The organism is Marinomonas sp. PE14-40 (assembly GCF_051623805.1).
In the GTDB taxonomy this organism is placed as follows: domain Bacteria; phylum Pseudomonadota; class Gammaproteobacteria; order Pseudomonadales; family Marinomonadaceae; genus Marinomonas.
In genome coordinates this window covers 3,568,660-3,584,937 of sequence record NZ_CP130700.1, presented here as the reverse complement: position 1 = coordinate 3,584,937, position 16,278 = coordinate 3,568,660, and the positions used below count along the sequence as shown (strand labels likewise).

Genomic DNA, 16,278 nt, shown 5'->3' with positions numbered 1-16,278 from the left:
ATAGGGAAATGCCTAAATTAGAGATTCATGCTGGTCCAGAAGCATTAACACAGCTGCAGCAAGAAGGTTTTCAGAGCCATCTATTTAGCCACTTTTTAGGTGCCAGTGGCGGCCCTAAATGGTTTTCTCATTACGCTTTGGATAGCTATTTAATCGCCGAGTTTTTCCAAAAAAGAGAGACTCCTCTACATTTCATTGGTTCTAGTGCCGGTGCATTTCGAGCCTCATGTTTTGCTCGTAAAAAGCCAGTAGACGCCTTAGAAAATCTAGCCCGAATTTACTCGCAAACTTGCTATTCAAAAGGGGCGAATGCTAAACAGATCAGCCAACAAACACGTGACCTTATCGATGAACTTTTTGCTGAAACAGGGGCAGAAGAGATCATCAATAACCCCCTCTATCAGGCCCATTTTGTCGTAGCCAAATGCCAAGGTTTTGGCGCGAGTGAACAGACAGGCCTACAACTAGCAGGTATGTTTTCGAGCTATGTAAAAAACCGTCTCGGCCGTCAACATCTTGCCAGCCAATCTCAACGTTTTATCTTCCAACCTGCCCACAGCAAGCTGCAAATCAGTGACCCTTTTAAAATCCCCACCCAACAGGTCACACTCACTCAAGAAAATATTAAAGATGCCCTATTGGCTTCAGGTTCGATTCCTCTTGTCATGGAAGGTATTGCCGATATACCAGGCACACCAAAAGGCATGTATCGAGATGGTGGTTTGATTGATTACCACTTTGACTTAGACTTTCATAATCAAGGACTTATCCTCTACCCTCATTATGATGCCAAGCCTAAAGCGGGTTGGTTTGATAAGTCGCTGAACAGAACGCCGCACGCAGGTAATTATGATAAAACGGTGATCCTTTGCCCTTCAGCTGAATTTATCCAATCTTTCCCTTTTCAGAAAATTCCAGATCGTAATGATTTTAAAAACCTGACGGATGAAGAACGTATCCCTTATTGGCAAAAAGTCATGGCCATGACACAAGTATTAGTCGATGAACTTGATAACCTCATTCAATCACAAGATATTAGCCGTATTAAGCCGCTAGCTCTGGTCTAGATTATCAAGGCGTTTAAACTCAGTGGGTGATTTACCATATCTTAAATAAAAGCGGCGGCTAAAATGCGACACATTTAAAAAGCCGCTTTCAATGCTGGCTTGGGTCACGCTCATCCCTTGTTTCAACTTGGTTGCTGCTACTTCAATACGCCTTTGAATTTGATACTCGCCAGGAGTACAACCTAGCTGTTGTTTAAAACGCTGGAAAAATTTAGAACGGCTCATACAGGCAAGCTTTTGTAGTTGCGCCATATCTAAGGGTAAATCAAGATAGTCTTCTATATGCTGCATCGCCCTATGTAGACCTGTGAGTTCAGGGTCATAATCCAGTTGTTTAAGCAAAAAATTACGAGCTTGCTGCTGTAGCATTCGCACGGTTAATTCAGAAATCCCCAGTTCTATCATCAAATCACGTTCGTCACTGTTTTCAGAATAGAGCGCGACTAACCTTTCTAATAAAGATTGAGTCGGTTGGGACAAATCCATATGCAAATGATCAGTATCACGGTAGCGCCACTCACCAATTTCAGCCATGGGCTTATTTTTCAGATTGAGCTGATCACAAATTTGTTGAATACGAGCCTGACTCAAGTTGATTGTTAAGCAGGTCGTTGGGTCTTGTTCTTTTGCCAGTGGAAAATCGATATCAATATGTTGGTTTGGTGACATAACAAAGGATTGCTGCGGTAAAAAGTCGAAGGCAACATCATCACAATGCACCACTTTCTTTCCCGTAAGCATGCCACATAGGGTAATACCGTCCGAGTCCAACCCAACTCTATTCGCACTTTCATAGGTGTCATAAATACTCAACTCAGACTCTAGCCCAGCAAAACCAATACGGTTTTCCACCATCTTTAACGGGTTGGATCTGGCTCTATTTATATTGCTATGAGCCTCTTTTAACACAGGTCTTGCTGCTAAAACTGCCATCAAATCGCCTCGCCATCTTTTTATTATTTTTAAGCTTACAAGCCTTCCTTGGTTTTTGCTCAGCTATTCAGTTTGGACTGAGACAACAAAGGTTAGGACTGTCAGAGCAATGGTTATAGAAAAACAAGCATAAGATGTTTTAAAGCAAGTCCAAAACATCGTCAATCATTTTGACAGAGATGAAAAAGATTACGACTAGCCATAAGTAGCAGATACACACCTTTAAACAAAAATAAAAAACGGAGTTACATTATGATTTATCAACCACCTGGCCATCCTGAATCCCCTATTCAATTTAAAGATAAGTACGCCAACTTTATTGGCGGAGAATGGGTTGCCCCTGTTAAAGGCCAGTATTTTGACAATGTTAGCCCTGTAACAGGCGAAGCGTTTTGCCAAATCCCTCGCTCTAGCTCAGAAGATGTGGAGCTAGCACTGGATGCAGCTCACAAAGCAAAAGACGCTTATGGCGCTTTATCCGTCACAGAACGCTCTAACCTATTACTGAAAATTGCAGATCGCATCGAAGCGAATTTAGAAAAACTCGCTGTCGGCGAAACCTGGGACAATGGTAAAGCGGTACGGGAAACCCTAGCGGCAGATATTCCATTAGCGGCAGATCACTTTCGTTATTTCGCGGGTTGCCTACGCTCTCAAGAAGGCTCTATGGCCGAAATTGACGGCAACACCGTGGCTTACCATGTACATGAGCCATTAGGTGTAGTGGGACAAATCATCCCATGGAACTTCCCTATTTTGATGGCAGCATGGAAACTTGCTCCAGCACTCGCTGCTGGTAACTGTGTCGTACTTAAACCTGCTGAGCAAACACCTGCAACCATCTTAGTCTTAATGGAATTGATTGCAGACCTAGTACCACCAGGTGTTATTAACGTTATTAATGGCTATGGTGCTGAAGCTGGCCGGGCACTATCCACCAGCAAACGTATTGCTAAAATTGCCTTTACAGGCTCGACCCCTGTTGGCCAAGAAATCTTACGTTGTGCCGCTGAAAATCTTATTCCTTCTACCGTGGAGCTGGGTGGTAAGTCACCGAATATCTACTTTGAAGATGTGATGCAACATGAAGACGAGTTTGTGAGTAAGGCAGTAGAAGGCCTAGTCCTTGCTTTCTTTAACCAAGGGGAAGTTTGTACTTGCCCTTCTAGAGCCCTAATCCAAGAAAGCATTTATCCAGAGTTTATCGATATGGTGGTTAAACGCACCCAGTCGATTGTTCGTGGTAATCCGCTCGATACGGAAACACAAGTGGGTGCTCAAGCCTCTCAAGAACAGTTCGATAAGATTATGAGCTATATGGATATTGGCCGTGAAGAAGGTGCTGAGTTCCTGATTGGTGGTAATGCGGAGCGTTTATCAGGCTCTTTCTCTAAAGGGTATTATGTGCAGCCAACCTTAATGAAGGGCAGCAATGATATGCGTATTTTCCAAGAAGAGATTTTCGGCCCTGTGGTAGGTATCACAACCTTCAAAGACGAAGCAGAAGCCTTACGTATTGCCAATGATACTGAGTTTGGTCTAGGTGCAGGTCTTTGGACACGAGATATGAACCGCGCTTATCGTATGGGTCGCAGCATCCAAGCAGGTCGAGTTTGGACCAACTGCTACCATGCATATCCAGCTCACGCAGCTTTCGGTGGCTACAAGAAATCAGGTATTGGCCGTGAAACCCATAAACTCGCGCTTGAGCATTATCAGCAAACAAAAAACCTACTAGTGAGTTATGACACTAACCCACTTGGTTTCTTCTAAGCTAATTGATTAGCTGGTAAGCAATGAATAAGCACGCATAAGTCACAGCTTATGCGTGCTTTTTTATGGGCAGCTTTCTCGTACTACAAGCTCAGTTTGCAATACTTCATCTTTCGCTTCTCTTAAGCCTAAAAAGAGTTCAGCTGCGACACGACCTTTTTCTTCATTTTGTTGATGTACTGTAGTGATAGTTGGATGAATACTGGCACTTTCAGGAATACCATCGAAACCCACAACATTCACATCCTCAGGTACTTTAAGTCCCATTTGCTGGGCAACCTGGACAGTGGCAATCGCAATGATATCACTCATACAGATAATAAGTTCAGGTCTATCCACCATACCCAGTGCTTCACGTGCGGCTTGGTGAGCAAGCTTATGACTACTCTCTGGGATATTCCAAATATTCTCAGAGTTGATTTCGTAATCACACTCTTTTAAGGCATCCATATAACCATGCAAACGACGAATCGAAATAGAGGCAGCAGCATCTAATAGCTCGTCATCACGAATACGACACACACGGTTAGTATCCAACAGAGCAAGACCTAAAACAGCCACCCCTTTTGGTTTATGTTTGAGGGCATGTAGAGTAATTTCTTTCGCCCCTTCATAGTTTTCAACATTCACCGAAGCACAGCCGGGAATAAAACTATCTACCGCTATCGTATGTTTATTAGGAAGAGACCAAGGTGCATTAACAAATTGCTGAGGTTTATGCCCATAGACAATAAAGCCATCTACCATGGAAGATTGCATACGGGTTTGTACATCTTGCTCGGCATCATGGGATGAGAGCAGCAACATGTTGTAATCATGGGCGTCGAGCACTTCTGCCATGCCACGTAAGAACTGGCTGGCCACGGGATCTGACATGCTGTAACTCAATTTGTCAGACAAAACGATACCAACAATACCCGTACGACCCGTACGTAAACTGCGTGCCGCCGCGTTAGGGCCAAAATAACCTATGTCTTCACACTCTTTCAAAATGCTGGTACGTAGTTCAGCCGAAAGTTGATCAGGGCGGTTAAAGGCATTTGAAATTGTCGCGGTAGAAACCTTTAATCTAGCAGCAACATCTTTAAGGGTTAATCGTCTAGGTAAGTTAGCTTTCATATTATCTTCTTATTATTAGTGGAAGACGTGAAGCCAGTGACGTGTCACTGGCTTCCTACTAACAGACTAAAAGCTGTTTAAATAAACCTTGTCAGGCTTACTAATCAATACGCGCATAAAAAGCTTGGTAAGCAGGTAAACTCACTACTTGCTCATTCAAACTTGCTGTAAAACCGTGACCTTCTAATACATCTGTCACTGGCATAGACAGCTCTGCTGTTTGCGCGTCTTTTGTCATGTTAATGACAACCAAAACTTTCTGACCTTCATACTCACGTACGTAAGCAATCAAATCTTGGTTGTTTACTTCAACTTGTGTCAGTTCACCATTTAACAATTCTGGTTGAGTCTGACGCCATTTAATCAATTGGCGAACCTTATGCAACAAAGAAGCTGGGTTAGCTTCTTGCTCTGCCACAGACAAAGCAAGGTGTCTGTCATCAACAGGCAACCAAGGCTCAATCGTAGAGAAACCACCTTGTTCTTCTTTATTCCACACCATAGGTGTACGACAGCCATCACGACCTTTAAACACAGGCCAAAGAGGAATGCCGTAAGGATCTTGAATACGCTCAAAAGGCACATCAGCTTCAGGTAAACCTAGCTCTTCACCTTGATAAAGGCACACGCTACCACGTAGAGAGGTAATCAACGCAAGGGCTACCAAAGGATAAGCGATAGTATCTTCACCTTCTCCCCAACGTGTTGCCGAACGTACAACGTCATGGTTAGAAAGTGCCCAGCAAGGCCATCCATCACCCACTATGTCCTGCATATTCGTCAGAACATCACGAATGTAAGTCGGCGAATGTGGCGTATTCAATAAATCGAAGGTATAAGCCATATGTAGCTTATCACCACCAGAAGTATATTCTGCCATGCGCTCTAGCGGATAATCATCCCCTAGCTCACCCACAGTGGTACTACCTGGAAACTCATCCATCAGGCTGCGCAAATCTTGCAAGAAGCCTAAGTTCTCTGGACGGCTAATATCATACACATGTCGTTGATATGTGTAAGGATTATCATGAGGCGCGCCCATAGTTTTTGGCTCACCTTCCGGTACTGGTGGGTTATCTTCTAAGCCTTCGCTATGGTAATAGAAGTTAACAGTATCTAGACGGAAACCGTCCACACCTAGCTCAAGCCAAAAACGCATATTGTCGAGCTGAGCTTGGCGCGCAGCAGCACAATGGAAGTTAATATCCGGCTGACTGGTTAAGAAGTTATGCAAATAATATTGCAAACGACGGCTATCCCATTGCCAAGCACTGCCGCCAAAAATAGATAACCAGTTATTTGGTGGTGAGCCATCCGGTTTAGGATCAGCCCAAACATACCAATCAGCTTTATCGTTGGTTTTATCTTGGCGGCTTTCTTCAAACCATGGGTGAGACTCAGCAGAGTGGCTCAACACCTGATCTACCATCACCTTAAGGTTTAATTCATGGGCACGAGCTATCATTTTTTTGAAGTCGTCTAAAGAACCAAACAAAGGATCGATATCACGATAGTTTGACACATCATAGCCAAAGTCTTTCATTGGCGAAGTGAACACAGGTGACAACCAGATTGCATCCACACCTAGGGAAGCAACATAATCCAGTTTTGTTGTGATGCCGGCGATATCGCCCACACCATCACCATTTGAGTCCATAAAACTACGTGGATAAATTTGGTAGATGATACCGCCTTTCCACCAGTTTAAGTTGGTTGTCATTAGACGCTCCAATAAGTAAATCAGTCGTTATTAATTAAGTTTGTTTTATAGCCGACGATAGTTATCGCCAGCTGCATTAAACAAATGCATTTTTTCGGGTTTAGTGGTTAAGGAAACGTTATCGCCTCGTTTGTACTGCAATGTACCTGCCAACTTAGCCACCACAAGATCCGCCCCTTCTTGAGTTTTCACATATAAAAGTGTGGCTTCACCTAGGGATTCAACAAAAGCAATCTCGCCCTCAACCAAGACAGTATCAGCCTCAGATTGACAAACGGTTAAATCTTCAGGGCGCACACCAAATTGAGCCGATAAGCCCATCTCGCTTGAACTCAACGTAATTGGCATTTGAACCTGATGATTCGTGTTCAAGGTTAACTGTGTTTCTTTACCTGCTTGTGTCACAGTCGCAGGCATAATATTCATCGCTGGCGAACCAATAAATTTCGCCACAAAAACGTTCGCAGGGTTCTCATACAGATCCAGCGGTGCACCAACTTGTTCTATGTTGCCCGCAGATAAAAGCACGATACGATCAGCTAAGGTCATCGCCTCAACCTGATCATGGGTTACATAAATCATGGTGGATTCAGGCATGCTTTCTTTTAAGTTGGCAATTTCCATACGAGTCGCCACACGAAGTGCTGCATCTAGGTTAGAAAGTGGCTCATCAAATAAGAAGACCTTTGGTTGACGCACAATCGCTCGACCAATCGCTACACGCTGACGTTGTCCACCTGAAAGCGCTTTTGGTAGACGGTCTAGATAGCTAGTCAATTGCAACATATCAGCGGCTTTACGCACCTGCTTATCGATATCTTCTTTACTTACCTTGGCAATTTGTAAGCTAAAAGCCATGTTGTCATACACAGTCATATGCGGGTACAAAGCATAACTTTGGAATACCATGGCAATGCCACGCAATGCTGGCGGAATGTCATTAACCACATCCCCATCAATCTCTAAAGTGCCACCCGAAATGCTCTCTAACCCAGAGATCATCCGTAACAAGGTGGACTTACCACAGCCTGATGGCCCAACAAACACAATGAATTCACCTTGTTTGATGTCTAGATTAATATCGCGCATGACTTCTACGTTGTTATCGTAGATTTTTTTCACATTCGTTAGTTTTAAATCTGCCATTTGTTGCCTCTTTATCCGCTTAGCCCTAGTCGGCTAGCGTCTTAAATTCTAAAAATTGTTAGTCGTACTTTTTCTTTCAGTGGACCTATTAGTATGGTCAAAACCTATTTCACTGAACCCGATAACAAACCTCTTACTAGGAATCGTTGCAATCCAATAAATACACCTAGCGGTACTAAGATGGTAATAAAGGCGGATGCGGTTAGAATTTCCCAATTGCCTCCTCGCGATCCTAATAACTCACGCAAACGGCCCGTTAGTACGAGTTGTTCTTCATTGTTACCAAGGAAAACCATAGCAATTAACAAGTCATTCCATACCCATAAGAACTGGAAGATAGAGAAAGATGCCAACGCAGGAAAAGATAAAGGCAGAATGATTTTTCTGAAAATATCAAATTCAGAAGCACCATCAACACGTGCTGATTCAATAATTTCTCGGGGTAATCCAGCAATATAATTACGTAATAAATAAATCGCTAAAGGCAAACCAAAGGCGGTATGGGCAAGCCAAATCCCAACATAGGTTTTCGAGCCAGTTCCCAAAAACTCACCAATCACATTATAAGAACGTAACAGCGGAATCAGAGACATTTGCAGTGGTACAACTAATAACCCCACCACAGCAGCCACCATTAAAGCGCGCCCAGGAAACTTCATCCAAGCTAAGGCATAGGCTGCAAATGCGGCCATCAAAATGGGGATGATGGTTGCAGGTATGGTCACGGTTAAAGAGTTAATAAAAGACTTACCTAAGCCTTCGGATGTCAAAACTTCACGATAGTTATCTAAGGTAAAGCGAGGCGGTACTTCAGCCGTATAAAAGACCCGCTGACCGCGACCTTTAAAGGCTTTAGGCGAGGTAATTACATAGTCACCGTTCGCTTGCACTATGAGAGTCTTACCTCTTTTCAGCTCAGCTTTTGTCCCAGCTTCAAAGGCTTGTGGCTTAAGTGAGCTATAACCAAACTGCTGGACACTGCTGTCACCAGCTTGAGTAAAAACATTGCCACGGATCACATACACACCGTTTTCCATGGTTTGATCTTTAGGTATCTCAATTCGTGTTACCAAACGCTGCTCTGACGCTGATAATGCTGTCCACCAACCAGAAACAGATAGCTGATCCTTATCTCGAATCGAAGAGATAAATAGGCCAGCAGTAGGAATTGTCCACATCACCACAAGGAAAAGAACCGTAAGGTGCACAACAAAAGTTAATGGGGAACGAGTATTTGCAGATGAAACCATATTAACGGCCCTCCATTTCAGCATTGGCACGGCGGATGTTCCAAACCATGATAGGAATAACAAGGACCATGATGATGATAGCGATAACAGCGCCACGCCCTGAGTCACCACCGCCTCTAAACATCCAATCAAACATCTGGTTAGCTAAGACTTGGGTGTTCCATTGGCCATTTGTCATGGCGAGTACGATATCAAATACCTTGAGTACCAAGATGGTAATTGTGGTCCAAACCACTGCGATTGTGCCCCAGATTTGCGGCACCATAATGCGGAAGAAAATCTGCACACCGTTGGCGCCATCTAGCACGGCAGCTTCAATGGTTTCTTCTGAAATGCCACGTAACGCGGCAGATAGAATGACCATGGCAAAACCTGTCTGAATCCAAATCAGGATGGCCATCAGGAAGAAATTGTTCCAAAAAGGCATGGTAATCCAAGCTTGAGGCTCGCCACCAAAGAAAACCACTATGGCATTTAATAGACCGATTTGCGCATCGTCTCCACTGCGAAAATCATAAATAAATTTCCAAATAACCGAAGCACCAATAAACGAAATGGCCATCGGCATAAAGATCAGACTCTTAGCAATATTGCCCCACCAAATACGGTCTGTCATGGTCGCGATTACTAGGCCTAAAAAGGTTGCAGCAGTGGGTACCACAATCAGCCATAGCATGTTGTTCTTGAATGACTCAAAGAATTCGGCACTCGAAAATAGCCAGCGGTAGTTATCAAAACCAATAAAGTTTTCACCGGTTCTGTCTAAAAAGGACAAACGTAAAGAATCAAACACAGGAAAAATAAGGTAAAAACCAAGTGCTAATAATGCAGGGCCAATAAACAACCATGGTCGAATGGTGTTGGTGATGCGCAGGTTCTTAGCTATGACTAAATGAGGGCGATTTTTCGTTGGAAAGCAAAGATCGAGTATTAGGTTTGAGCCATAAAAATAAACAGCACAGCCTAAAACACCGATAGACATAACAAACAAAGCAGAAATGAGTTGTCCCATGGGACCTCCATTCCGTAGAAACAACCAGTCGTGAAACCAGTCATTCAAAGGTGAGACGATAACAGACCCCTAGAGCATAGGATTACTAGGAGCCTGTTTATGAACTAAGGGTATTGCTAGGGTTACTTCAAGGTATCCCAGTTATTTTGGATCTCTGTTGCTACGGTTTTCGCATCTTTACCGCCAGCATAATCGACCATGCCAGTCCAGAAAGAGCCCGCACCAATTTTACCTGGCATCAGGTCAGAGCCATCAAAACGGAAAGTGGTTGAGTAACGTAAAATCTCACCTTGTTTCTTCGCTGATTCAGATGAATACAGATCAATATTGACGCCTTTATGAGCCGTCAAGAAACTCTTCTGCGCCATCCAAATTTCATGAGCAATCGGCGTACGGATAAAGTCCATAAAAGCACGCGCGCCTTCAGAGTCTTTAGTGATACTCAGCATAGTTCCGCCACCCAATACTGGGTTGCCTAACTCTTTAGACTCATAAGAAGGGAAGTAGAAGAAGTCAGCATCTAAGCCCAATACCGTGTTTTCTGGGAAGAAAGCCGGAATGAAAGATGCTTGTCTGTGCATGTAACATTTTGGTGGTGACGCGAATAAACCTTTAGGGCTATCACGGAAGTCAGTCGCCGCAACCGCTCGGCTACCGCCATCTACATTATCATCGTTACGGATAAACCAACCAAAGTCTTCGATGGCTTCAACCACTCGAGGATCATTGAATTTGATTTCATTACTTACCCATTGGTCATACACACTAGGCGATTGAGTACGCAACAATAAATCTTCTACCCAGTCAGTTGCTGGCCAGCCAGTTGCTGCACCCGAACCCAGACCGATACACCAAGGAGTACCGCCGTCAGCAACGATTTCTTGCGTTAATTCTTTCAACTCTTCCATAGTTTCAGGGATCTCATAATCAGCATCCGCGAAATTCTCTGGTGAGTACCAAACCAATGACTTTAAGTCAGCACGATAAAAAACACCGTATAGGTTTTCTTCGTTTTGTTTGTTTTTAAAGGTCGCAAGGTCTACCCAAGATTGTCCTGCTGCGTAGTTTTCTTTAACCCAATCGCCCGTCTTGTTATCAAGCGGCGTTAGTAAATTTTTAGAAGCTAGGTCAGCGGCTAATCCAGGCTGAGGGAAAATAGAAATGTTTGGCGCACTACCCGCCTGAGTATCGATAACGATTTGCTGCTCAAAAGAATCAGAGCCTGCATAGTTTACTTTTGCACCTGTCGCTTCTTCAAAATAAGCGATAACACTTTCAAATGAGGTCTTTTCATCACCTAACCATGGACCAAATACTGTCACGGTTTCACCAGATAGGTCTGTGGACTTAAGTGCCTCATAAGACGCCCAGTTAAAACGGGAATCTTCATTAGGTTTAAAAATAAGAGATTGCGCAGAGGTTTGAGCAGATACAGCACCTATTGCTAGGGCGATTGTGGCGGATAACAGAGACTTCTTCATTGTCACTCCTTCATGGCCTATTAGGTAAAACTAACTGACCTTTATTTTTATTATGCTTAAACAAGTTTTTGTATTTTATTTTTACGTTTTCACTCTTCTATAAGGATTAAGAAGACCCGTAAATTATTAACAATGAGGTTTGGGCTTTCAAGTTAACTGAGCACTTAAATTTGTCTTAATTTAAAGTTAAGTAAAGATAGAAAAAGAAAAGAGACTAGGTGAATATTTTTTGAGATAACACATCTAAAAATAAATTTATTAAAGATCAATGTGTTATAAATTCTAATTTAGAAGTTTTTTTATTTTTATGACGAGTACAATCAAGTTCAGTTTAAAGCTGCTTAAAATTTAAGCAGCTTTCTTAAGTTTTTACTTTTTCCTTTTGTCGTGGTTTTTAACTACTTTTTGCTTAAAACTGATCGTTTTTTATTCTTAATCGTTTTAAGAAAACTTAATTTAGTAAGCGTTTATCTACTTGCTCTTGGTTCGGTAATGCCGGATACGCACCAAACTCTGTTACCGCACAAGCGCCAGAAGCCACAGCATATTCTATGATGGTTTTCCAACGCGCTTCATCAAGTTCAGCACAGGCTTCAACATTAGGAGCAAGACGAATAAGTTGTGCTAGCAGACCACCCACAAATGCATCACCCGCTGCGGTTGTATCCTTCACCTCAACTTTAGGCGTTGCAACTTCACCTGTGTGCAAACGAGTAAAGTAACGCACGCTTTTAGCCCCATCAGTTAACACAAAGATTTGTGTCTTATTTGTTAAGGTTTGCTTAATCAGGTCCATCGGGTCTTGAGTTAATTCAGTCAGCTCTTCTAAGCTCGCCTTAATAACATGAGCCTGCATCATCCAGTCAATGACTCTTTGCGTATTAGGCTTATGGTCTGGCCACAGGTTACTGCGCAAGTTCACATCACAAGAGATTAACCAGCCAGCGTCTTCAGCCATAGCCATGCCAGCTAAAGTAGCCTGAGTAATGTTTTCGTCTGTTAAGGTATTAGAGCAGGTATGGAAAATCCCCTGATTCCCCTTAAACCAATCAGCGTTAAAATATTCAGCACGATATAGAATATCTGCTGAGGCTTGTCGATAAAACTCAAAGGTACGCTCGCCGTCTTTATCTAGGCTAACAAAAGCCAGTGCTGTCTTAGCTTCTTTACTAAAACGCATATTCTCAATTTGCACACCATAACCTGCTAAGCAATCTGCCAAGAAATGGCCAAAACTATCGTCCCCCACTTGCCCCACAAAATGGCTATTCACGCCTAGCTTAGCAGCTGCAACCGCCACATTAGCTGGTGCGCCACCTGGATACTTAACAAAGGATTCCTCTTGGCTTTCATTGGCCGCTTTATTGGAAAGGAAATCAATTAGGGCTTCACCAAAGGCGATTAGTTTTGTGTTTTGCATGGGCTCTCTCACATGGGCTAACTAGAAGTTCTGATTAAAATCTGAACGAAATTAATCTTATTTATTGAGTATGAAAGTTCAACTCAATTAAATCAACTTAATTTATTTAATTAGAGACAAATTGGTTATCCATTCAATTCTTGTTAAACTCTGAAGATGCCGCTATTCCTATATCAGCAGACGATCATCAATATAAATAGAAGAGATGTATGACTCGATCTAAAACGGTATTTGTCGTCGATGACGATGCAGAAATTCGCAATTTACTGAAAACATATTTAGAAAAACATCAATTTAATGTTCGTACTGCCGATTCAGGTGAATCATTTTTAGCAGATTTTGAACAAGATTCAGCGGCAGACCTTATCATCCTCGATATTATGCTTCCTGGAGAAGATGGTTTTTCTGTCTGCCGTTCGCTAAGAATGAAGTCTCTTGTTCCTGTGATTATGCTCACAGCGAATTCAGATGAGATGGATCGTATCATTGGTTTAGAGATTGGTGCCGATGATTACCTTGCCAAGCCTTTCAACCCAAGAGAGTTATTGGCCAGGATGAAAGCTATATTTCGTCGTATTGAGCAGATCTCAGTGACGAATCAAGACACTCAAGTTGATGCCCAGTCTGACGGCCCCAACACTAAATCCAATCCCTGTATTCAAAAGCATTTTCGCTTTGCCGATTTCTGTTTAGATACTCTATCTAGAGAGTTAAGCCATCAAGATGGTTCAGTCGCAGCGTTATCGGGTGCTGATTACAATCTACTTATGTTGTTTTTAAACAATCCAGGTACCGTTCTTAGTCGCGACTTTATTGCAGAAAATACCCGTGGACGAGATAGCGCCCCACTGGATAGATTTATTGATGTTCATATCAGCCGTTTGCGTCAACGCTTACATGAAGATGCAAGGCACCCTCAGCTGATAAAAACCATTCGCGGTGAGGGTTATATTCTGACTGTCGATGTAGACTGTAAAGATGCCAACTCAGTCGCACTCTAATTCATCCCTTAAAAGCAAAGCGAAGCATGCTTTAAGCAAGTTTCGCCGTTTACCTAGCTCTTTAACTGGGCAAATACTGATTATTCTTGCCTTAGGGGTGACTGTCGCCCAGTTAGTTAGCTCTACGATTTGGCTCAAGCAACTAGCAGCTGACGCTGAGCAAAACGTGAGAGAAGTGGCCCAACCTATGGCCTTTCGCGTCGCTTCTACTATTAGTTACTTTTCGTCTTTACCGCAAAACTATCGACATATTGTCATTGACCAATTGCAAGAAATGGGTGGCACTCGCTTCTTTGTAACCGTTAACAATGAAGAAATCCTCATTAATGAACTTGAAGAATCACCCTTACAAAATGTGGTGATCGAAGAGTTTCGTAATACTTTGGCAAAGCAACTTGGCATTACTAACCCTAAAATAGCCTTTTCAAGCCCAGATGATTTACATGTGATTAATAATCACACTCGCCTATCAGATCTACCCGAAAGATGGGGTCACCATAGCTTATTAGTAAAACCCTTAACGCCCCCTATTTTAGTGATACAAATCCCGATCAATGAAAAAGATTGGCTTTATTTAGCTACCCTAATGCCTGACCCTTATTTTCTGGATGGCTCATCCCCTATTTCTAATGACAGACTATTCTCACTGGCCATTTCTATTATGACAGTACTGTTATTAAGTTTTTTAATTATCCGTCGAGTAACCAAACCTTTGGCCAAATTGGCCAGAGCAGCAGAGTCATTTGGGCAAGGAGACTATCAGCCCGTAGAAGAAGTCGGCAGTGAAGAGATTCGTAACACAGCCCATGCTTTTAATGCCATGCAAACCCGGATTCAGCGTTATCTTGATGATAGGGAACGTCTTTTTGCCTCTATTTCCCATGATTTAAAAACCCCCATTACTCGACTAAGACTCAGGGCTGAAATGGTGGACGAAGAAGACACTCGAGAAGCCATGGTACGGGATCTAGAAGACCTAGACATGCTGGTAAAAGGAGCACTGCAAAGTGTGAAAGAGACAGATATTCATGAAAATCGCGTCGAGATTAACATTTTAAAAATGCTCAAAGATTTACAGAATAGCGCCCAACTAGCCCAAAGAGATATGCAATTAAGTGGTGAGTTGGATCAGCCTTATACCGGCAAACCACTTGCCATCAAACGCTGCCTAACGAACCTGATAGATAATGGTTTGTATTATGGAGAAAGGATTACAGTCGAGTTAGATAATGATGATGAGTTAGTCACGATTCGCATACTTGATGAGGGTCCAGGCATTCCAACTGAAAAAATGGAAAAAGTCTTTCAGCCTTATACTCGCCTAACGATTAAACACGCGAGTCACCCCAGTGGCATGGGACTTGGCTTAAGCATTGCCCGGAATATTGCACGAGCCCACGGGGGAGAAGTCCACCTCATTAACCGTCCAGAAGGCGGCCTAGAAGCCAAGCTCATCCTGCCATTACACTAAATCTAGGCGCTTTGATCCACACGCTAAGGCGGGAGAACTTATTTGCAAATTCACTAGTTTAACGGCTATCAGTGACTCAAAACCTCCTTATTGCCAAGCCCGTCTATACTTAAGTATTACTTTTAAGTTGGATTCGCATTATGTGGTTATTACTTGCGATAAGCATATTTATTATCATTTTTATTTTAGCAAACAGAAAAGAGCATCAAGACTCTCAAGAAGAGCCTGAGCAAGAACTACAAGAGAGTCGTACTCAAGATCACGCTTCTAGTCACAATCATAATCAAGATTTGGCTCAAGAAAAGAAGATGCAGATACATTCTGTTGTCACAGATGTTGTTCACCCAGAAAACCCCGTTTCGGATCAAGACGACTTAGACAAATATGTCTCTGAGGACCCCAAAGCAACAAAGGATGAATCAACTTCAGAAACATCTATTGATCAAAAAAGTACTGAAATGTCAGACTTTACGAGTCATTTATCAATGCTAAAACTAGAGTTTGATCTATTTCATGAGTGGCAATTATTTAGCTCAAAAGCAGCCATTTTTTGGCATCCAGATAATCCTCTTGTCACCATACTTTGTCTTAGTCATTTCGTTAAAGGCGAGGCTAAAAGCCTGATTTATAAAGAATATAAATTCAACACAGATTCTTGGTCATGGCAAGGCGCAAGCCCTAAAGGGGCAGCTAGTGAAGTTAAAAAGAAACTAAGCGAAACCTTTAAAGAGCAAGCTAAAAAATAGTGTGATCGCACGTTTTAGTCAGTAAATAACATCTTTTTTAAAATCAGAGTTTTTCTGCACCTGATAAAATAAGTAATAGATTCAGAGGATGAATATAATTTAAGATGAATTTATTCACTCGCGCAAAATTACTAATACT

13 protein-coding genes are annotated in these 16,278 nt (G+C 42.5%); 5 read left to right on the top strand and 8 right to left on the bottom strand.

Translation table 11 applies throughout. From position 1 onward, the window contains the following. Positions 1–8: 8 nt before the first annotated feature. The gene (locus Q0A08_RS16585) at positions 9–1,067 is read left to right on the top strand and encodes a patatin-like phospholipase family protein (RefSeq protein ID WP_438462627.1); all 1,059 of its coding nucleotides are present in this window, start codon (positions 9–11) and stop codon (positions 1,065–1,067) included. Here the strand turns inward: Q0A08_RS16585 and Q0A08_RS16580 are convergent. Beyond that, on the bottom strand, positions 1,053–2,000 hold the full coding sequence (locus Q0A08_RS16580) for an AraC family transcriptional regulator N-terminal domain-containing protein (protein WP_438462626.1): 948 nt from the start codon (positions 1,998–2,000) through the stop codon (positions 1,053–1,055). The genes Q0A08_RS16585 and Q0A08_RS16580 overlap by 15 nt on opposite strands. Positions 2,001–2,252: 252 nt before the next feature. Between Q0A08_RS16580 and exaC the strand changes: the two genes are divergently transcribed. Beyond that, positions 2,253–3,773: an acetaldehyde dehydrogenase ExaC gene (gene exaC, locus Q0A08_RS16575; RefSeq protein WP_438462625.1), complete on the top strand. Its 1,521-nt coding sequence runs from the start codon at positions 2,253–2,255 to the stop codon at positions 3,771–3,773. Between the two features lie 63 nt (positions 3,774–3,836). Here the strand turns inward: exaC and Q0A08_RS16570 are convergent, their stop codons facing one another. From Q0A08_RS16570 to Q0A08_RS16540, 7 genes are all read right to left on the bottom strand, one after another. Further along, entirely contained in the window at positions 3,837–4,892 is a 1,056-nt protein-coding gene (locus Q0A08_RS16570) for a LacI family DNA-binding transcriptional regulator (protein ID WP_438462624.1), read from the bottom strand. 100 nt (positions 4,893–4,992) lie between these two features. Continuing rightward, positions 4,993–6,612, bottom strand: a complete 1,620-nt coding sequence (locus Q0A08_RS16565; RefSeq protein ID WP_438462623.1) for an alpha-glucosidase family protein — start codon at positions 6,610–6,612, stop codon at positions 4,993–4,995. Positions 6,613–6,657: 45 nt separating this feature from the next. Further along, positions 6,658–7,758 carry an ABC transporter ATP-binding protein gene (locus tag Q0A08_RS16560; RefSeq protein WP_438462622.1) on the bottom strand — a complete coding sequence of 367 codons (1,101 nt, stop codon included), beginning with the start codon at positions 7,756–7,758 and terminating at the stop codon, positions 6,658–6,660. Between the two features lie 104 nt (positions 7,759–7,862). Beyond that, positions 7,863–9,008, bottom strand: a complete 1,146-nt coding sequence (locus tag Q0A08_RS16555) for a carbohydrate ABC transporter permease (protein WP_438462621.1) — start codon at positions 9,006–9,008, stop codon at positions 7,863–7,865. 1 nt (position 9,009) lies between these two features. Next, the gene (locus tag Q0A08_RS16550) at positions 9,010–10,020 is read right to left on the bottom strand and encodes a carbohydrate ABC transporter permease (protein WP_438462620.1); all 1,011 of its coding nucleotides are present in this window, start codon (positions 10,018–10,020) and stop codon (positions 9,010–9,012) included. Positions 10,021–10,142: 122 nt separating this feature from the next. Continuing rightward, positions 10,143–11,501, bottom strand: a complete 1,359-nt coding sequence (locus Q0A08_RS16545) for an ABC transporter substrate-binding protein (protein ID WP_438462619.1) — start codon at positions 11,499–11,501, stop codon at positions 10,143–10,145. A 451-nt stretch (positions 11,502–11,952) separates the two neighbouring features. Further along, entirely contained in the window at positions 11,953–12,921 is a 969-nt protein-coding gene (locus Q0A08_RS16540; protein ID WP_438462617.1) for a carbohydrate kinase family protein, read from the bottom strand. A gap of 209 nt (positions 12,922–13,130) precedes the next feature. Between Q0A08_RS16540 and Q0A08_RS16535 the strand changes: the two genes are divergently transcribed. From Q0A08_RS16535 to Q0A08_RS16525, 3 genes are all read left to right on the top strand, one after another. Then, a complete protein-coding gene (locus Q0A08_RS16535; RefSeq protein WP_438462616.1) occupies positions 13,131–13,922 on the top strand; it encodes a response regulator in 792 nt (263 codons plus the stop codon). Further along, positions 13,900–15,393, top strand: coding sequence for an ATP-binding protein (locus Q0A08_RS16530; RefSeq protein WP_438462615.1), 1,494 nt, complete (start codon positions 13,900–13,902; stop codon positions 15,391–15,393). Before Q0A08_RS16535 ends, Q0A08_RS16530 begins: the two co-directional genes overlap by 23 nt. A gap of 140 nt (positions 15,394–15,533) precedes the next feature. Further along, on the top strand, positions 15,534–16,139 hold the full coding sequence (locus Q0A08_RS16525; protein WP_438462614.1) for a hypothetical protein: 606 nt from the start codon (positions 15,534–15,536) through the stop codon (positions 16,137–16,139). Positions 16,140–16,278 lie beyond the last annotated feature (139 nt).